This window comes from Proteus sp. G3927, from assembly GCF_963894685.1.
Taxonomy (GTDB): domain Bacteria; phylum Pseudomonadota; class Gammaproteobacteria; order Enterobacterales; family Enterobacteriaceae; genus Proteus; species Proteus mirabilis.
Genome location: NZ_CAWQGX010000009.1, coordinates 177,958 through 198,282 on the forward strand (window position 1 = coordinate 177,958; position 20,325 = coordinate 198,282).

Genomic DNA, 20,325 nt, shown 5'->3' on the forward strand with positions numbered 1-20,325 from the left:
TTGAAGTGACCCCCAATAGTTGAATTTAATTATTGGGGGTTTTTGATATCAAAAAATAGTCATTTTATTGTTATTAACTTAAAAAAATATCGTATTGCGTAACCTCTCTTAAATTTGATGAGCTTTTATTTACCTATCTGGTTTTTGCCTGCATTGTTATTGAGATAAAACAGTAACAATGACAAGGAAAACAAGTAGGAGGCATGGATGACAGGCAATCATTATTCCCACTCTAAACATTTAGGGAGTAGCTTATTCGAGGTGCTTATTGTTATGGCTATAGTAGCAATATTGAGCGCTTTATCCTTGAGCTCATATCATCAGTTGTTACGCCAACGCCAGTTAGTTCAAAGTGTAAGAGAAGTGATGGCGTTTTTAGCTTATCAACAACAACGCTCACTGCTCTTTAATTGCAAAGTGCAAATTGTATTGTGGCTATCACCTATTAATAAATTAGAGGCAAAATCGTTAACAACACCCACAACCAAAGAAAGTATTCAATTAGGGTTAAACAATCAGCTTATTCGCTCTACAGCAACACGCTTTACATTTTGTGGCTTACGCCAAACATTACGACCGATGCATTTTGTGCTGTCAAATGGTGATGAAGAGGTCAAAATTATTATCTCTTCATTAGGGCGTATTCGAGCGTGCAGTCAGACAATAAAGGCATTTTCAGTATGCTAAAGCGTCCTTTGTCTATTCAACATCATGATTTTGCGGGTTTTATGTTGATGGAGTGCCTCTTTGTGATGACGATAAGTAGTATTTTATTAGTTTGTATTGGACGTGCTTATCCTTATATTATCAATGAGTTAACTTCTTCTTATCAACAATATCGTTTAGAGATTTATCTAAAACAGCGTTTGCAGTTACTGGAGACGCAATTAAGGCGAGCAGGGTACTGCAATGGTGATTGCACTGTTAAAAAAGCTTCTTTACCTGCATCACTTAAAATAGGTCATTATCCTTATCACCCTCATGGCTCTTGTGTTTTGTTTGTTTACGATATGAACAATAACGGCCGTTGGGAGAGTCCAGAAGAACAAGAGAGTGATTACTTTGGTTTTAGATTAAAAAACGGTCAGCTTGAACAACGTCGTGGTGTGCAAAATTGTGATTCAACAGGTTGGCAACAGATCTTCGAAAAAGAAGAAATTGAGGTGACAGAATTTATCTTAACTCCCTATACACACTATTCTCCAATAAAAAAACGTGCATTTAACTATCTATCATTATCATTAAAATTCCAAGCAAAACAAAATATTAACCTAAAAGTACACTATCAAACATCAATACTATTAAGGAATATTTCGTGATAACGACACAGGGAACAATAAAGGAGCAACAGGGTGTCATCGGTCTGATGGCTGCAGTAGGTTTTATGGTGATAAGTTTATCGTTACTGACAAGTTTTGCTTATCATTATCGTCAATGTCAATTAATGGTGATGCAAGAGTTACAAGCAAAGCAGACCTTTTTATTCGCTGGATCTGCGTTGTCATGGGGAATGACCTTAACATGGGATTTATCGCCTTCTCGTCTTTACCAATGGCAATGTCGTACTTTTACTGCTGAGCCTAATATGAAAAGCTGTTTCTCTTTGAGAGGAAAGACAAGCGCTTTACTACTCGGAGAGGCTAAAAGTCATAGCGGAGATAAGATATCTCATTATCAATGGATTAATCTGGTTGGTAAGGAAAAACTGCATATTGAAGCCCAACATAATGGTTGGCTAGACTACTGTCCACTAGTTAAAGAAGGCTGTATTTGATAATAAATACTTAATTAATCATGAAAGAAAAGAAGATAGTATGCTAATTAATATGGTGTCAGTATTGCTATTCTTTAATATTAGCTTTGTCGCTATTATAGGGTATAGCCAAGCCTTAAAAGTTGATTTTCAGCGCTTAGTGGCTATCCAACAAGCCGGAGCGTCTCTTTTTGCTTTTTATGGGCAAATGTCATTCAACTCTGTTGATAACCTTAAAATAATGACACAATCACTTATTGAAGCGGAAGGCTGTCAAAAAATAGAGGGATCGATAACCCACCATTCAGGTTATGTGACACGCTTATACCATTGGTCATGTGATTAATAAAATGAGGATCTGATGTTCCATATTTACCATTCAAATCAATTATCACTACTTAAATCACTGATGGTACATTTTATGCAAAATCGGCCACTATCATCGCCTTTTGAGCAAGAAGTGATTTTAGTGCAAAGTCCCGGAATGTCGCAGTGGTTACAAATCCAATTAGCAGAAAGTTTGGGTATTGCTGCTAATATCCGTTATCCATTACCCGCTACTTTTATTTGGGAAATGTTTACTCGGGTATTATCAGGTATACCTAAAGAAAGTGCGTTTTCTAAAGATGCCATGACATGGAAACTAATGGCATTATTGCCTAATTACCTTGATGATCCGGCATTTAAACCCTTGCTACATTATCTTAAAGATGATGAAGACAAACGTAAATTACATCAACTAGCGGGGCGTGTGGCGGATCTCTTTGACCAATATCTGGTTTATCGTCCCGATTGGTTGTCGGCATGGGAAAATGATCAACTAATTGATGGCTTGAGTGACAATCAATACTGGCAAAAAACACTGTGGTTGGCACTGCAACGCTATACAGAAGATCTTGCGCAACCTAAATGGCATCGTGCTAATCTTTATCAACAATTTATTTCTACTTTGAATGATGTGCCTATGGGGGCGCTTGCGCACTGTTTTCCATCGCGTATTTTTATTTGTGGTATTTCAGCATTGCCACAAGTCTATTTGCAAGCACTGCAAGCAATTGGTAGACATACCGAAATCTATTTATTGTTTACTAATCCTTGCCGCTATTATTGGGGAGATATTCAAGATCCAAAATTCCTCGCTCGTCTAAATAGTAGAAAGCCTCGACATTATCAGCAACTTCATGAACTACCTTGGTTTAAAGATGAACAAAATGCATCGACACTATTTAATGAAGAAGGGGAGCAAAATGTCGGCAATCCACTATTAGCGTCTTGGGGAAAGTTAGGTAAAGATAATCTCTATTTTCTTTCTGAGCTTGAATATAGCGATGTGTTAGATGCTTTTGTTGATATACCAAGAGATAATTTACTGCATCAACTTCAGGCCGATATACTCGATTTAGAGGATTTTTCACAAATAGGTCAGACGCTTGAGGATTACCAAAGTAGTGAAAAAAAACGGATCATCGCCAATGATGATCGCTCTTTGACCTTTCATGCTAGCCATAGCCCACAACGGGAAGTTGAGGTATTACAAGACCAATTACTACATCTCCTCGAGCAAGATGCTGATTTATTACCGCGAGATATTATTGTTATGGTGGCGGATATTGATAGCTATACGCCCTATATTCAAGCCGTATTTGGTAATGCGCCCGCAGAGCGTTATATTCCTTTTGCCATTTCAGACCGAAAAGCTCGCCAAGTACATCCTGTCTTACAAGCTTTTATCACTTTATTAGAATTACCTCAAAGCCGTTTTACCGCAGAGCAAGTGCTTGCATTACTTGAAGTACCCGCCTTAGCTGCGCATTTTGCCATTTTTGAAAATGAGTTGAAGCTACTACGGCGCTGGGTTGAAGAGTCAGGTATACGTTGGGGATTAGATGATGAAAATGTGGCCTCCTTTTTATTACCTGTGACAGGAAAAAATACGTGGGAGTTTGGGTTATTAAGGATGCTTCTTGGTTATGCGATGGACAGTGAGGCAGGGCCGTGGCAAGGGGTACTGCCTTACGATGAATCAAGTGGCCTAGTCGCTGAGTTAGCAGGGCATCTAGCAGATTTTTTATATACCTTAAGTGAATGGCGAACTCGATTAAGCGAAACTCGAAACTTAGAAGAGTGGCTTGATATCGGTCAACAGCTTGTTGATGCCTTTTTTGACACTGATGAAGAGACAGAGCTGGTATTGGCGCTTATCACACAACAGTGGCAAAAGGTGATAAAAAATGGTCTAGAGGCGCACTATCAACATGAAATTCCATTAGTGCTGATCCGCGATGAACTTACAGTGCGTTTTGATGATGAGAAAATTAGCCAACGCTTTTTAGCCGGAAGCCTTAATTTTTGCACCTTAATGCCAATGCGTTCAATTCCATTTAAAGCAGTCTGTTTATTGGGAATGAATGATGGGGTCTACCCACGTAATATTCAGCCATTAGGATTTGATTTAATGGCAGAAAAACGTCGTCGAGGTGATAGAAAACGTCGTGATGATGATCGCTACCTGTTTTTAGAAGCATTAAGCTCAGCAGAAAAATACCTTTATATCAGTTATATTGGTAAATCTATTCGTGACGATCGCGAATGTAATCCTTCGGTATTGATTAAAGAGTTACAAGATTATATTGGGCAAAATTTCCGTTTAAGGGAAGATGCATCATTAAATGTTGATGACAGTGCGCAGCGTATCATCAGCCACTTATTAACCCAACATAGTCGAGTGCCTTTTGCGCCAGAAAACTTTAAAACGGATGCGCTATATCGCTCTTATGCCGCTGAATGGTTACCGGCAGCAAGTGGGAAAGGGACTGCTCACCAAGCATTTCCAACGCCATTAAATAAAAAAATTGAGAAAGTCTCTTTAGATGAACTATCACGCTTTTATCGCCATCCCGTACGCGCTTTTTTCCAGCAAAGTCTAAAAACGAATTTTGTTATTGAAGAGACCGAGCTACCGGAAGAAGAGCCTTTTGTCATTAATGCATTACAACGTTATCTATTAAACCAATGGTTATTAAAAGCCTTAATCGAAGGGACATCAACAGAAGCACTTTATGAACGCATTAAAGCAGCTGGAAAATTACCAGCTAGTGCGTTTGGTCAAATTTATTGGGAGCAACAAATAGAAACGTTGCAACCTTTAGCCGAAAAAGTCAGAAGTGAACGTTTAGCAACCCATTCTGTCACAATAGAATACCAATTTAATGCGATCCCATTAATTGGTCGTTTAAATGAAGTACAAGCCGATGGCTTACTCCGTTGGCGACCCGCCACATTAACAGCTAATGATCTACTGCAATTATGGATAGAACATCTCGTGTACTGCTTAAGTGGTGGAACTGGCGAAAGCCGTTTTTATGGTAGAAAAGAGTCGCAATGGTGTCTATCACCGGTGTCTGCGGATATTGCGTATTCAACCCTTGAAAGATTGATCCAAGATTATCAAACAGGGATGAATACACCTTTAGCTTTATTCGCCAATAGTGGTTGGGCTTGGTTACAAGCTTGCTTCGATAAAAAAACACAGACGTTTTTATTTGATGATGAAGAGATACAAAACAAGGCAGAATTGGTATTAACGCAATATTTAACCGATAGCTATAACCGAGAAGGTGAAATGAATGATATCTATATTCAACGTGTATTTCATCAGCTTGATGCACCTTTTCTTGAGGCAGTAAAACAGACCACGTTAGCCATATTTAAGCCAATCATTCCATTTATAAAAAAATAAGGGAGCTCATATCAGATGAGAAAATACTTATCGCAACTTTGGATTATGTTGCTATTGATGCTAGTCAGTATCAACAGCTTCGCAACAGATCCACTTTGGCAAGTATTGCCGGATAGCATTGAAAAAAGTGAAAGTGATCCACGTGATTATCAGGCTATTAAATTAGCTAATGATATGACCGTATTACTGGTTTCAGATAAAAAAGCGGTCAAATCATTAACCGCCGTTGCTCTGCCTGTCGGTGCATTAGAAGATCCAGATAGCCAACAAGGTCTTGCCCACTATTTAGAACATATGGTGTTAATGGGCTCGACCAAATACCCAAAATCAGGGGATCTGACAGAGTTTTTAAATAAAAATGGTGGCTCTCATAACGCCAGCACAACCACTTACCGCACCGCATTTTATTTAGAAGTTGAAAATAGCGCCATTAATGAAGCTGTTGATCGCTTGGCAGATGCACTAGCGGAGCCATTACTTGATCCTAAATATGCCGATCGTGAACGTAATGCGGTTAATGCGGAATTAACCATGGCTCGCTCCCGCGATGGAATGCGTTTTTGGCAAGTGAGAGCCGAAACTTTGAATCCGGCTCATCCAAGCTCTCGCTTTATGGGAGGAAACTTAGAAACATTAAGTGATAAGCCAGAGAGTAAATTACAAGATGAATTAGTGAAATTCTATCAAACATACTATTCTGGTAACTTAATGAATGGGGTGATTTATAGTAATAAATCACTGGACGAACTCGCTAAATTAGCGGCTGATACTTTTTCCCGTATTCCTAATAAAAACACCCAAGCACCAGTAACGACGGTGCCTGCGATGACAGAAAAAGAAAAAGGGATAATGATCCACTTAGTCCCAGCTCAGCCACAAAAAACCTTACAAATCGAATTTGGTATTGATAATAATCTTGCCGATTTTCGCAGTAAATCAGATGAATATATTGGCTACCTTATTAGCAATCGTAGCACGGGAACACTAGCAACTTGGTTACAAGAGCAAGGATTAGCAGAGAATATTAGTGCTTCATCTGAATCCTATATCGATCGCAACCAAGGTTCATTTACCATTTATGTTTCTTTAACAGACAAAGGCCTTGCTGAGAAAGATAAAGTTATTTCAGCGATTTTTTCTTATATTCAACTGATCCAAAATAAAGGGGTCAGTGAGCGCTATTTTAAAGAAATAGCCAATGTGCTTGACCTCTCATTCCGCTATGGCTCTATTGTCAGAGATATGAACTATATTGAAGATATCTCCGATATGATGCTGCGTTATCCGATTAAAAATATTCTTAATGCAGATTTTATTGCCGATGACTATCAACCTTCTGCGATCCTTTCTCGCCTAGGATCGCTTACACCAGAAAATGCGCGTATTTGGGTGATTAGCCCTAATGAGCCTTCAAATAAGCAAGCTTATTTTGTTCATGCACCTTATCAAGTGGATAAAATTACTGCGAAGCAATTAGCTTCATGGCAGGAATTAGCCAGCGACATCTCATTGTCATTGCCGACACTAAACCCTTATATTCCTGATAATCTGTCACTTATTGATGCTGATAGTAACATCACTAAGCCTCAATTATTATGGCAAGACAGTCATGCTCGGTTATTCTATATGCCATCGCACTATTTTTCTGATGAGCCGAAAGCCAGTGTGACGTTAAGTTTAGTGAATAAAAATGCAGATCGCACAGTTAAACAGCAAGTTATACAAACATTGACCAATTACCTTGCTGATCTAACCTCTAGTGAACTGGCTTATCAAGCTTCTGTTGCCGGCATGAATATCTCCTCTTCTTCTGGGCGTGGAGTCGATTTCTCAGTCAATGGTTATACTCAACATTTACCAGAGCTAGTGAATGCCACACTAAAAAGCTATATAACGTTTGAAGCTACTCAGCAAGAGCTTGATCAAGCTAAATCTTGGTATCGTGAACAACTGGAAGTGACGCATAACCTTAAAGCGTATGATGCTGCAATGTTACCTGCCCGTCGCTTAAATACGATCCCTTATTATGAAGAAGCCGATAAACTTAAGGCATTAGAGTCGATAACGTTACAAGATATTAAAGATAATCGTCGTGATGTCATTGAAAATGCAGCGCTTCAAGCATTAATTATCGGTAATTTAACGCCAGAGCAGAGCCGTGAGATAGTTAAATCGGCACAAGCATTATTAGGCAATAAAGGAACAGAATATTGGATTGGCGACACATTAGTTTTTGATAAATTAAATCAAGTTACATTCCAAAATAAATCTAAAAGCACCGATAATGCGCTAGGGGAATTGTTTATCCCTGTTGGCTATGAGCGTCTACAAGGAAAAGCAATTACATCAGTATTATCCTCTATCGTGCATCCTTGGTTCTTTGAACAACTCAGAACAGAAGAGCAATTAGGTTATGCGGTCTTTGCTTTCCAAGCTTCAATGGGCGAGCAGTCCGGTTTAGGCTTTTTACTGCAAAGTAATGCAAAACCACCTGTTTATCTCAATGAGCGCTATCATGCATTTTATCAACAAGCTTATGATCGCTTGAAAAAGCTAAGTGAAGCTGAATTTAATCAATATAAAAAAGCCATTATTGATGAAGTAAAACAACCACCGCAAACATTTTATGAAGAGGTTTCTCTTTATCGTAATGATTTCTATCGTAATAACTTAAAATATGATGGTCGTGAGAAGTTTTTAGCCCAACTGAATAAGGTAACGCTAAAACAAGCAATCGAATTTTATGAAAAAGCGATAATTAAACCGACAGGACTCGTGTTTGTTTCACAAATAATCGGGAAAGAGGGTAACAACGCTGATTATGCGCAAAATAAACAGTGGAAAATCTATTCAACCGTGAGTGAATTACAAAAAACATTACCTGTTGAGGAAATTAAAGAGTGAGTGAAGTGATACAGGCACAGGTATTAGATCCCTATACACTTCCTTTGTATCAAAGGCGCCTCATTGAGGCGTCTGCGGGAACAGGGAAAACGTACACTATAGGGTTATTGTATTTACGATTACTGCTTGGATTAGGGGGCGAGTCAGCATTTCATCGCCCCTTAAGTGTTGAAGAGATCTTAGTCGTTACTTTTACCGAAGCGGCAACGGATGAATTACGCGCCCGTATTCGTCAAAATATTCATCAGTTAAGGCTAGCCTGTATCCGTCATCAAGTAGAAAATGACAATAACGCTTACCAAATATTATTAGATCAAATCCCGAATAAAATGGTGGCGGCGCAATGGCTACTAGAAGCTGAGCGTCAAATGGATGAAGCCGCTATTTATACTATTCATGGTTTTTGTCAGCGCATGTTAGCCACTAACGCTTTTGAATCTGGTGTATTGTTTGAACAGGTGTTGATCCAAGATGAGTATGAGTTAAAAAAACGTGTTTGCGCTGATTTTTGGCGCAGGCACTGTTATCCCCTTTCTTATGATGTTGCCTATGCGGTAAGCGAAATTTGGTCTGGCCCTGAGCAACTGCTGTATGAAATTCAACCCTATTTACAAGGTGAATGCCCCGAAATTCAAGGTATTGATTTCGACGCTAAAAAAGAGACTGTTGAACAGCGTCATCAAGCAGTCATTGAGGCTATTGATAAAGTTAAAACACTATGGCGTCATCATTGCAATGAAATTGCAGATTGGATAACTTCATCTGGTGTTGATAAACGCAGTTACAGTAGTCGTTTCTTACCTAAATGGATCGATGAAATTACCGCATGGGCCACTCCACTCGAAACCAAAAGTTATCAGTTACCTGACTGTTTAAGTCGTTTTTCGCAAGCAACCCTACATGAAAAAACTACAAAGGGTGCTGCGCCTGAGCACGCTTTATTTGCGGAAATCGAACTACTTTGCCAACAAAGTTTAACGTTACGTGATGTGATCATTGCTAATGCCATCCCTGAAATACGCCAAGGGATAGAAAATGAAAAAATGCGTCGTGGTGAGTTGGGATTTGATGATCTGTTAACGCGTCTCGATAAGGCATTGCAACGAGAAGGTGGCGAAGCATTAGCAGATGCTATTCGCCAACGTTATCCTGTTGCGATGATTGACGAATTTCAGGATACCGATCCTCAGCAGTATCGTATTTTTGATACTATCTATGGTGAGCATACAGAGAGTGGTTTGCTATTTATTGGTGATCCCAAACAAGCCATTTACGCTTTTCGTGGTGCAGATATCTTTACCTATATTCGGGCAAGGCAACAAACCGATCACCACTATACATTGAATACTAACTGGCGCTCGGCTCCGGGTATGGTAAGTGCAGTTAATAAACTGTTTTTACGTTCTAAAACCCCTTTTTTGTTTGATCATATTCCTTTTATTGAGGTCAATTCGGCTGAAAAAAATCAGCATATGAAGTTTATTTACCAGCAAAAAACGGTTGCCCCATTAAATTTTTGGTTAGCTGAAGGTGAAAGCCTTTCAACTGGTAATTATGAACAATTAATGGCCTCGCAATGTGCGATGCAAATTCGTGACTGGTTATCAGCCGGTGACAATCAACAAGCTTGGTTAATCGAACAAGATAATAAAAGCGCTGTTACATCTGCCGATATTGTGGTGCTAGTGCGTAGTCGCCGAGAAGCATTATTGATCAGAGATGCATTAGATCTGTTATCTATCCAATCAGTATTTTTATCCAATAGAGAAAGTGTGTTTGAAACCAATGAAGCCAAAGATCTACTTTGGTTACTACAAGCAGTGGTAACCCCTGAAAAAGAACGGGTGTTAAGAGCGTCTCTTGCCAGTGCACTGTTTGGATTTAACGCACAACAAATTGACGAACTTAATCAAGATGAACAGCGTTGGAACCGCTATGTGGAGCAATTCGCTGATTATTTTGTCTTGTGGCAAAAACGTGGTGTGTTACCTATGCTACGTAAGGTAATGATAGAAAACCAAATCGCTGAGAACTTACTCGCAAGCCAAGCAGGAGAACGACGTTTAACCGATATCATGCATATTGGCGAGTTGCTACAAGAAACATCATTACAGCTTGATAGCGAGCACGCCCTTATTCGTTGGTTAGCCCAGCAAATTTCTCGACCAGATGCACAAGCGGAAAGTCAGCAAATGCGTTTGGAAAGTGATAAAAATCTAGTGCAAATTTGTACCATTCATAAATCTAAAGGATTGGAATATCCCATTGTTTGTCTACCTTTTGCCTGTAATTATCAAGAACAAAAGGGCGCGCTTTATCATGATAGAGATGAATTTTACGCAAAATTAGATATTTTTAATCAACCTGATAGCGTGCGTCTTGCTGATGAAGAGCGATTGGCAGAGGATTTACGCTTGTTGTATGTGGCATTAACTCGGGCGAAATTTTGTTGTTATGTTGGTGTTGCGCCTTTGGTTAAAGGAAATAAACGTAAGTCAGGATTAACTGATTTGCATAAAAATGCGCTGGGATATCTGTTGCAGCATGGGGAAGAGGGTAATAGTGAGCTATTACATCAATCCATTAATCAATTGCTTGATGACAATATAAAAGTGATCACGTTAGGTGATACCTCAACGCATCGATATCAATCTCCACATACAACGGATATTGCTTTAGATGCCGCCATATTTAAGCGAAAAATTAATGATAATTGGCGTATCACCAGTTATTCGGGATTAACGGCACAACACTCTGCTCGTGGATATCTATTTGATAGTGCTGATTTGGATGCCTTGGTACAATCTATCGCACCGGGCTTAGATACCGATGCTAAAGGTGAGAAAACAGCGCAACACAGCGATGAACTCTCTATTCATCACTTCCCTCGTGGTGCAGTCGCGGGGACATTTTTACATAGTTTGCTTGAAGAGCTTGATTTTTCACAGCCTATTGATGAAAGTTGGATGCAAGAGCAACTTATTGCCCAAGGTTTTGAGGAAAAATGGACGCCATTGTTGGTGGCTTGGATGGAAACCCTTTTTCACACCCCATTAAATGCGCAAGGCTTATGTTTAGCTGATATTCCCAAGGAGCATCAACTCGATGAGCTACAATTCTATCTGCCTATTGAAAAGGAGATGTCGGCGGCACAGTTAACAGCATTAACCCGTCAATACGATCATTTATCTGCGCAATGTCCAGCCCTCAATTTTCAGCAAGTACAAGGCATGCTAAAAGGTTTTATTGACTTAGTATTTTGTTGGGAGGGCAAGTATTATGTGGTTGACTATAAATCTAACTGGCTTGGTGAATCGAGTGAGGATTACACGCAAGAGGCGATGAGCAATGCAATGCGCGATCATCGTTATGATTTACAGTATCAACTCTATACTTTAGCGCTACATCGATTTTTACAACAACGCTTACCTGATTATGATTACCAACGTCATTTTGGTGGGATCTGCTATCTCTTCTTACGTGGTATTGATGCTGACTACCCGGGCAATGGCGTCTATACCTATCTCCCTGAAGAAAAGTTTGTAGAGGCATTAGATGCGCTATTTAAAGGGGAAGCGCTTGAGGTTAACGGCAGTAAAGTGAACGTGCTGGGTGAGAACAATTCAAATGATTAAATTATTAGAACAAGCAATTGCACAAAACCTATTGCGCCCGTTAGATTTACGTTTTGCTCAAATGCTGGTGGCAGATGAAAATCCTATCCTACTGTTTATTTTTGCCTATCTCAGTGCTCAAACAGGGGCGGGCCATGTTTGCTTACCGTTAAATATCATACAACAAGATAAATTGTTTGATGGACGACACACCGAGCTTTCACAAGCCATTTGGCAGAAAATGGCGCAACCATCAGCGAAAGAAATACTGGCAGAGCTTAATCAGAGCGAGTGTGTTAATCAAGGCCATAGTGACTTACCTTCACCTATTATTCTCGATAATGGATTACTTTATCTACAAAGAATGTGGCGTTATGAAGAGCAAATTGCGCAATTTTTTCGCCAAGAGCAACGGGTGGTTGATATCGATGAAAATCAATTAACAAACGTATTAAATCAACTTTTCCCAAGTGTTAAGACAGATGCTGAAACTAACTGGCAAAAAGTCGCCGCAGCGGTTGCTATTACAAGCCCTATTTCGATTATTTCGGGTGGCCCAGGAACAGGGAAAACCACGACAGTAGCAAAGATTTTAGCTGCTTTTGTCATGCTAACGGCGAATGAAAAACCCATTATTCAACTAGCCGCACCCACGGGAAAAGCGGCAGCTAGATTGACCGAATCATTAGGTAAAGCATTAGCGCAATTGGCACTAAGTGAAGAAGAGTTAAAATGGATGCCCGATCAAGCGCAAACCATTCATCGCTTATTAGGTGCTCAACCGGAAAGTCAGCAAGTTCGTTATCATCGCGATAATCCGCTACAACTTGATATCTTGGTCATAGATGAAGCTTCTATGGTGGATTTACCGATGATGGCGCGTTTAATTGAGGCTTTACCGGAATATTGCCATGTTATTTTTCTGGGAGATAAAGATCAGCTCGCTTCGGTAGAGGCGGGAGCCGTTTTAGGGGATATTTGTCGTTTTGCGGATCAGGGGTTTAGCCAACGCCGTTTTGAGCAGATTGATCGCTTAACACAAGGTGAATTACAGAAAGATCCCGCTTCTATGACGACTTCTACTACGCCAGTTTCGGTGGTCAGTGATTCACTATGTTTACTGCGTAAAAGTTATCGTTTTGGCTCACATTCAGGTATTGGTCAATTAGCTTTTGCGGTTAATCAAGGACAAGTGAAGAGTGCTATGACGTTACTGAAAAAAGCGACAGTAACACAAGAGAGCACTGAGCGAGAAAAACATACCGATCCGCAGGACATCGAATTTATCTCATTAGACACCGATGAGAGCTATATGAAGATGCTTCAAGATGTTGCTAAGGCTTATCATCACTATCTATCGTTAGTCGCACAAAAAGCAGCACCAGAGACTATTCTTCATAGCTTTAATCAATATCGTTTATTGTGCGCCTTGCGAGAAGGGCCTTTTGGTGTCACAGGACTAAATGAACGTATTGAGATGCTGTTACATCGCCAACGCTTGATACGACGACCTATAAATAGCTATCAGCGGGAGTATATTGGGCGACCAATTATGATCCAGCGTAATGACAGCACATTGGGGCTATTTAATGGTGATATCGGCATTATGCTTAATAACGATGAAGGGGAAATGAAAGCTTTCTTTCAGTTGCCTGATGGCACATTGAAAGCTATTCAACCTAGTCGTTTACCGCAACATGAGACTGCTTATGTGATGACAGTACATAAATCACAAGGTTCGGAATTTACCCATACGGCACTGGTGTTGCCAACACAATTTTCTCCTATTGTTAGCCGAGAATTACTCTATACGGCGATAACGCGAGCCAAGCAGAAGCTATCACTTTATTCTTCTGAATATATGGTGAAAATGGCGATCCAGACACGTATTCAACGCCGCAGTGGATTAGTTGAAAAACTGCGTTACTGAGTGATTTTTTAATTTAATACGAATTAATATAATTATAGTGAATAGCAAAAGACAGGCTTTGAGAGGGGGAGCCTGTCTTTTTTACTTTATTAATAAAACTACTCTTTATGTAGATCTAAAATTAAGATCTTAGAGCGGCGCTGATAATTATACAGAGCCTGTTTTTCAATAGGTAATTTATCGATTTCAGCAGGCGTAAAGCCTTTTTCTTGGAACCAATGAATACTACGAGTCGTGAGCACAAATAATTTATCTAACCCCATCTGTTTAGCTTGGGTTGATATGCGTTGTAACAACACTTCACCTCGACAAGAGCTACGATAATCAGGATGAACGGCGACACAGGCCATTTCACCTATTTTTTCAGACTGATAAGGATAGAGGGCAGCACAAGCAATGGTGAGATTATCGCGCTCAATAATAGTGAATTGATCAATTTCCATCTCAAGTTGCTCTCTTGAGCGACGCACTAAAATGCCTTGTTGCTCTAATGGACGAATAAGCTCTAATATGCCACCAATATCATTAATATTGGCGCGACGGACTTTCTCGGCACTTTCCATCACAATCTGCGTACCAATACCGTCACGAGAAAATAACTCTTGAACAATGGCACCATCCGCTTGATAGCTTAATAAATGGCTACGCTCAACACCACGACGGCAGGCTGTTACCGCACCTCGTAAAAAACGTACAGTACCTGAGTGATAATCGCCTGTAGTTTGTAATGCTTGAATTCGTTCTTCTGCTTGATTAGGTAAGAGTTCAGACACAATCTGGCCACTTGCATCTACAACCCCTTGCGAAGAGCAAAAGCCAATAAGCTTTTGTGCTTTAAGTTTGATAGCTAGCTGGGTTGCGACCTCTTCAGAGGTTAAATTAAAACTTTCCCCTGTAACAGAGACGGCAACAGGGCCAATTAACACAATGGCATGGTTATCTAACTGACGATGAATGGCTTCTTCATCAATACGGCGAATTTTACCGCTATGGCAATAATCAACCCCATCATCGACACCTAAAGGTTGTGCAATGACAAAATTACCGCTAACCACATTAATATGCGCTCCTTGCAAGGGCGTATTACTTAAACTCATTGATAAACGAGCAGTAATATCGAGTTGTAAAGTACCGGCAGATTGTTTAACTACTTCAAGGGTTTTACTATCAGTAATTCGTGTGTGTTTATGATAGAGCGGAGAAATTTTTTGCTCTTCAAGAGCCACATCGATTTGTGGTCTAGCGCCATAAACCACCACTAACCGTATTCCTAAACTATGCAATAACCCAATATCGTTAATGATAGAGGGAAAGTTCTCATGGGCTATTGCTTCTCCCCCTAGCATAATGACAAATGTTTTACCTCTATGTGCATTAATATACGGAACCGAGTGTCGAAAACCATCGACCAATTCGGTGCTACGCTCTTTCATAAAGCCCCTCTCAAGTGAATTTTTATTCGCATTTAATGTATTTTTATTCTTTTTGAGCGGAAATGGCAAGTAAAATCCGATCTTACTGTTTTAACAGAAGGCAGAATATTTGTATAAAAGTGTGTAATTGTGCTGTTTTTAAGTGACAGTGAAGTGTGGATTCGGTAAAGTTTTTCGTTCAGATATTTTTTGACCGTCTGTTTTAGCACTTTTTGATGTTAATCGTTTTTTTTGGAATATTTTCATGAGTCATTCAGAACATAATCAAACACGTCGTCGTCTTATTAAAGGAATTGGCGCGTTATTGTTATTAAGTGTTAGTCCTGTTGGCTTAGCGGCAACATCATCAGTGGTTGCCGTCAGGGTATGGCCTGCATCGACTTATACACGTGTGACTATCGAATCAAGTAGACCCTTGAAATATCGCCAGTTTGCGTTATCAGCACCAGATAGAATTGTGGTTGATCTTGAAGGTATCCAACTGAATAGCGTTCTGAAAGGTATGGCTAGTCAAGTGCAAACAAACGATCCTTACTTAAAACTTATTCGTGTCGGTCAAAATACCCCAACTACGGTTCGTTTAGTGTTTGAAATTAAAACCCCCGTTCAGCCACAAATGTTTACTTTAAAACCAGTTGCTGAATTTAAAAATCGCTTAGTGCTCGATTTCTATCCAAGTCATGCGGCGACAAGTGAAGATGATCCGCTATTAGCGCTATTGCGTGAATATAACGAAGGGGATTTACAACAAGCTGTGCCTGAACAAACGGATACGCGTAAGCCCGGAAGAGCAGGACGAGATAGGCCGATTATTATCATGATTGACCCCGGCCATGGTGGTGAAGATCCGGGAGCGATGGGGAAATATAAAACTCGTGAGAAAGACGTTGTACTACAAATTGCCCGTCGCTTAAGAGCTTTGATTGATAAAGATGCCAAAATGAAAGCGTATATGACGCGTAATGAGGATGTGTTTATCCCCTTAAAAGTGCGAGTAGCGAAAGCGCGGAAAATGCAGGCTGATCTCTTTGTCTCTATTCATGCAGATGCATTTACCAATCGCTCGGCTAGAGGCTCTTCTGTTTTCGCGTTATCCAAAACAGGCGCAACAAGTAATACCGCACGTTACCTAGCTCAAACCCAAAATGAAGCGGATTTAATTGGTGGGGTGAGTCGAAGTGGTGATCGCTATGTTGATCACGCAATGCTTGATTTAGTACAGACCGCGACAATTAATGACAGCCTAAAATTTGGTAGTGAGGTATTAAAATTATTAGGTGGCGTGAATAAGCTACATAAAAATAAGGTCGATCAAGCCGGATTTGCGGTTTTAAAAGCCCCTGAGATCCCTTCTATTTTAGTAGAGACGGCTTTTATTAGTAATATTGAAGAAGAGCGAAAGCTCAAAACAGCCAAATTCCAGCAACAAGTTGCTGAATCTATTTTCAAAGGTATTAAAGCCTATTTTGCTAATGGTGGTGAACTGACATTAGCTGATCGAGGCTGATCTCGCTATACAACTACAACTTATTTTTGAGACTTCTAGTGGGAAATAAATAGTTATTTTCTACTAGAGGTAACAACTTATTATTTTTTTATCCAATAAGTTAAATCATAACTGAGTAACAGGGAGTATATCGGTTATTGTAAATAGAGTAGGGATTAAGAGAGTATTTAATGGGAATTTGTAGAAAATAGAATTAGGGAAAGGATTGGTTGCGGGGGCCGGATTTGAACCAACGACCTTCGGGTTATGAGCCCGACGAGCTACCATGCTGCTCCACCCCGCGTCCGAAAACATTTATAGAAATTGGTTGCGGGAGCCGGATTTGAACCAACGACCTTCGGGTTATGAGCCCGACGAGCTACCAGACTGCTCCATCCCGCGACTGAATCTATAAATTTTAACTTACTGCGTATGTTGTGAATTGGTTGCGGGGGCCGGATTTGAACCAACGACCTTCGGGTTATGAGCCCGACGAGCTACCAAGCTGCTCCACCCCGCGTCTCCACAGAGGGGCACTATACTCAGGATCTGATAACTTGCAAGTTTTTTATGTAATTTTTGCCATTTTCTTTTAAAAACGGTCAGAAATAATACATAGAGGTGTAATTTTAGACAGTTATACTTTAGATAACACACTAAATGGTGAAGCCGATAATTAAAAAAACCGCAACCACTTCTGTATCGATATCTTTCTTGATTTGGCTTTGGTATCTTTCTCGTCATCAACTCTTTTTAAAGTAGGAATATAAGTAAAAAATGGTTACTTGGCGAAAATCGTTGCTTTTGGGGATATTAGCGCTTGCCTTAACAGGCTGCCATCGTCCAACAGATCAGGGGCAACAGTATAAAGATGGTAAGCTTAAGCAAGATCTTATTGAAGTTAACTCGCCAAATACGCAAGGCAAGCCCATTAATGGCTCAGATTACCTTGAACAAATTAACCAAATAAATCAAACATCTTCACGTCTATACAATAGTAATCAAGATACTTATCAAGCAGTGGAAAATTGGTTACGCTCAGGGGCAGATACGCGTCAATTACGTCAATTTAATATCGCAGCCTTTCAAATGGAAGGGGAAGATAATTATGGGAATGTAAAATTTACCGGATATTATACCCCTGTTTTAGAAGCACGTTTAACGCCACAAGGTGACTTTAAATATCCGCTCTACCGCATGCCAGCCAAAGTGCGTGGTAAATTGCCTTCACGAGCGGCTATCTATAACGGTGCTTTAAGCCCCACTTTAATTGCCGCTTATAGTAACTCCATCATGGATAACTTTATGATGGAAGTGCAAGGCAGTGGCTATGTCGATTATGGTGATGGTAAACCTTTAACCTTCTTTGGTTATGCTGGGAAAAATGGTCATCCCTACCGCAGTATTGGTAAAGTGCTGATTGATAATGGTGAAGTTGAAAAAGAAGCGATGTCAATGTTGGCAATTAGAGAGTGGGCTGATAAGCATAGTGAACAAGAAGTCAGAAAATTATTAGAACAAAACCCCTCTTTCGTTTTCTTTAAACCTGAACCTTTTACGCCAGTAAGAGGGGCAAGCGCTATTCCGCTGATTGCTAAAGCGTCAGTGGCTTCGGATAGAAGTATTATCCCCGCAGGAACCGTATTATTAGCTGAAATCCCTATTTTAGATAATACCGGTAAGTTTACTGGACAATACCAAATGCGTTTAATGGTTGCTTTGGATGTGGGGGGAGCCATTAAAGGACATCATTTCGATATTTATCATGGTATTGGTAAAGAAGCCGGACAAATGGCGGGTTTTTATAATCATTATGGACGTGTATGGGTATTAAAAAAATCGCAACCCACCTTACTGAACCCCATACAGTAAAACGATTGACTATTTATATTGTCATATTAACGGTAAAATGAGCAAACGCCATGGCTATTGATTAACAATAGCCATGATTATTTCTGCTATCTAGGTTGTTATCGCATTATGCAAAATTCATTATCAGACTCCTATCTGCAACGCTTTTCTGGTATTGGCCGTCTTTATGGACAACAAGCGCTGTATTATTTTTCTCAGGCACATATTTGTGTTGTCGGCATTGGTGGCGTTGGTAGCTGGGCTGCAGAAGCCTTAGCTCGCAGTGGGATCGGCGCTATTACGTTAATTGATATGGATGATGTGTGTGTCACCAATACCAATCGACAAATTCATGCGCTAAAAGAGCATGTCGGGCAGCCTAAATGTGAAGTGATGAAGCAGCGAATTTTGCAAATTAATCCTGAATGCAAAGTTACTTGTATTGATGATTTTGTTACGGTTGATAATGTGGCAGAAATGATGCAAAACTCATTTGATTATGTGATTGATGCTATTGATAGTGTTAGACCAAAGGCCGCATTATTAGCTTACTGTCGTCGCTATAAAATTCCTGTTATCACCACTGGTGGCGCAGGTGGACAGATTGATCCAACTCAAATCCAAGTCGTCGATTTAGCGAAAACCATTCAAGATCCATTAGCCGCTAAATTACGTGAGCGTTTAAAATCTGATTTTAATGTTGTGAAAAATAGCAAAGGTAAATTAGGCATAGATTGTGTTTTTTCAACCGAGCAATTAGTCTACCCTCAAGGAGATGGTACGGTGTGTGCGGCCAAAAGTACTGCCGATGGTGTCAAGCGTATGGACTGCTCAGCGGGTTTTGGCGCGGTGACAATGGTAACCGCTTCCTTTGGTTTTATTGCCGTTTCTCATGTATTAAAGAAGATGTTAGCTAAGGCGCAACGTACTCGTCATACTTCAAGTTGTAGCGTTGTTGACCGCATTCATTCGCACTAGTCACATACTGATGTATGCTCCTAGCGACTCATTCACTTGTCGCCTAGCTACACCTTGAATTATTTAGAGTAGTACTCGTCATACTTCAAGTTGTAGCGATGTTGATGGTGCTCAATCGCACTAGTCACCTAGTTGCACTTTGGAGCATTTAAGCGTATTGATCCACCATACAACAAGTTGTACACATTGATTGTTAGGGTTGAGATGTCTGTGTCAGCGACGTTAATCGCGCAATAATGGCATTGACACCATCAGTGCGTGATTGGCTAATTTGATTAGCCAATCCTAATTGTTCAAAAATAGCTAATATATCGATATTGGCTATTTCTTGTGCCGTCTTATTCTCAACTGTTGTTAAAATAACCGCCAGTAAGCCTTTTACAATTCGCCCATCACTATCACCATAAATATGGTATTTGCCGTCATTGTTTAACTCAACACCTAGCCATACTCTATTTTCGCACCCTTTGATTTCGTTTTCTGTTGTTTTTAATTCATCAGGTAATGCGGGTAATTTTCTTGAAAGTTGGATCAATTGACGATATTTATCTTCCCATGATTTAGATTTCTGGAAGTCTTGAAATAATCCATCTAAGGTAATGTCATGACCAAAAGGGTGTTGTGTATTATTACTCAT

Annotated in this window: 13 protein-coding genes and 3 tRNA genes; 11 read left to right on the plus strand and 5 right to left on the minus strand. The window is 40.0% G+C overall.

The window, feature by feature from the left end; genetic code table 11:
• Positions 1-207 precede the first annotated feature (207 nt).
• Genes AACV00_RS02885 through recD form a run of 8 tightly spaced genes read left to right on the plus strand, consistent with a single transcriptional unit; the run spans position 208 to position 13,940 of the window.
• Complete coding sequence (locus AACV00_RS02885; RefSeq protein WP_012368318.1) at positions 208-687, plus strand: prepilin-type N-terminal cleavage/methylation domain-containing protein; 480 nt, start codon at positions 208-210, stop codon at positions 685-687.
• Positions 681-1,319, plus strand: a complete 639-nt coding sequence (locus AACV00_RS02890; protein WP_036918972.1) for a prepilin peptidase-dependent protein — start codon at positions 681-683, stop codon at positions 1,317-1,319. Before AACV00_RS02885 ends, AACV00_RS02890 begins: the two co-directional genes overlap by 7 nt.
• Positions 1,316-1,774 (plus strand): DUF2509 family protein, encoded by a 459-nt coding sequence (locus tag AACV00_RS02895; protein ID WP_004249493.1) that lies wholly within the window; start codon positions 1,316-1,318, stop codon positions 1,772-1,774. Before AACV00_RS02890 ends, AACV00_RS02895 begins: the two co-directional genes overlap by 4 nt.
• 40 nt (positions 1,775-1,814) lie before the next feature.
• On the plus strand, positions 1,815-2,099 hold the full coding sequence (locus AACV00_RS02900; RefSeq protein ID WP_004245514.1) for a hypothetical protein: 285 nt from the start codon (positions 1,815-1,817) through the stop codon (positions 2,097-2,099).
• A 15-nt stretch (positions 2,100-2,114) separates the two neighbouring features.
• Positions 2,115-5,492: an exodeoxyribonuclease V subunit gamma gene (recC, locus tag AACV00_RS02905; RefSeq protein ID WP_049257360.1), complete on the plus strand. Its 3,378-nt coding sequence runs from the start codon at positions 2,115-2,117 to the stop codon at positions 5,490-5,492.
• A 15-nt stretch (positions 5,493-5,507) separates the two neighbouring features.
• Positions 5,508-8,396 (plus strand): pitrilysin, encoded by a 2,889-nt coding sequence (gene ptrA, locus AACV00_RS02910; protein ID WP_012368315.1) that lies wholly within the window; start codon positions 5,508-5,510, stop codon positions 8,394-8,396.
• Entirely contained in the window at positions 8,393-12,031 is a 3,639-nt protein-coding gene (gene recB / locus AACV00_RS02915) for an exodeoxyribonuclease V subunit beta (protein WP_161680191.1), read from the plus strand. The genes ptrA and recB overlap by 4 nt, the downstream gene beginning before the upstream one ends.
• Positions 12,024-13,940, plus strand: a complete 1,917-nt coding sequence (gene recD, locus AACV00_RS02920) for an exodeoxyribonuclease V subunit alpha (RefSeq protein ID WP_112843583.1) — start codon at positions 12,024-12,026, stop codon at positions 13,938-13,940. The genes recB and recD overlap by 8 nt, the downstream gene beginning before the upstream one ends.
• Positions 13,941-14,038: 98 nt before the next feature.
• On the opposite strand, the gene argA is transcribed toward recD, so the two are convergent.
• Positions 14,039-15,373 carry an amino-acid N-acetyltransferase gene (argA, locus tag AACV00_RS02925; RefSeq protein WP_004249500.1) on the minus strand — a complete coding sequence of 445 codons (1,335 nt, stop codon included), beginning with the start codon at positions 15,371-15,373 and terminating at the stop codon, positions 14,039-14,041.
• A gap of 244 nt (positions 15,374-15,617) precedes the next feature.
• Here argA and amiC point away from each other — a divergent pair, with 244 nt between their 5' ends.
• A complete protein-coding gene (gene amiC / locus AACV00_RS02930; RefSeq protein ID WP_004245505.1) occupies positions 15,618-16,880 on the plus strand; it encodes an N-acetylmuramoyl-L-alanine amidase AmiC in 1,263 nt (420 codons plus the stop codon).
• 206 nt (positions 16,881-17,086) lie between these two features.
• Here amiC and AACV00_RS02935 read toward each other — a convergent pair.
• The 3 genes from AACV00_RS02935 to AACV00_RS02945 all read right to left on the minus strand — a co-directional run bounded on the left by AACV00_RS02935 (position 17,087) and on the right by AACV00_RS02945 (position 17,379).
• Positions 17,087-17,163 (minus strand) — tRNA-Met (locus AACV00_RS02935).
• A gap of 21 nt (positions 17,164-17,184) precedes the next feature.
• Positions 17,185-17,261, minus strand: a tRNA-Met gene (locus tag AACV00_RS02940).
• A 41-nt stretch (positions 17,262-17,302) separates the two neighbouring features.
• Positions 17,303-17,379: transfer RNA gene (locus tag AACV00_RS02945), tRNA-Met, on the minus strand.
• 257 nt (positions 17,380-17,636) lie between these two features.
• Here AACV00_RS02945 and mltA point away from each other — a divergent pair.
• Positions 17,637-18,731 (plus strand): murein transglycosylase A, encoded by a 1,095-nt coding sequence (gene mltA, locus AACV00_RS02950; RefSeq protein WP_004245504.1) that lies wholly within the window; start codon positions 17,637-17,639, stop codon positions 18,729-18,731.
• Between the two features lie 108 nt (positions 18,732-18,839).
• Positions 18,840-19,688: a tRNA cyclic N6-threonylcarbamoyladenosine(37) synthase TcdA gene (gene tcdA / locus AACV00_RS02955; RefSeq protein ID WP_004245501.1), complete on the plus strand. Its 849-nt coding sequence runs from the start codon at positions 18,840-18,842 to the stop codon at positions 19,686-19,688.
• Between the two features lie 193 nt (positions 19,689-19,881).
• Here the strand turns inward: tcdA and csdE are convergent, their stop codons facing one another.
• Positions 19,882-20,325: a cysteine desulfurase sulfur acceptor subunit CsdE gene (gene csdE / locus AACV00_RS02960; RefSeq protein ID WP_004245500.1), complete on the minus strand. Its 444-nt coding sequence runs from the start codon at positions 20,323-20,325 to the stop codon at positions 19,882-19,884.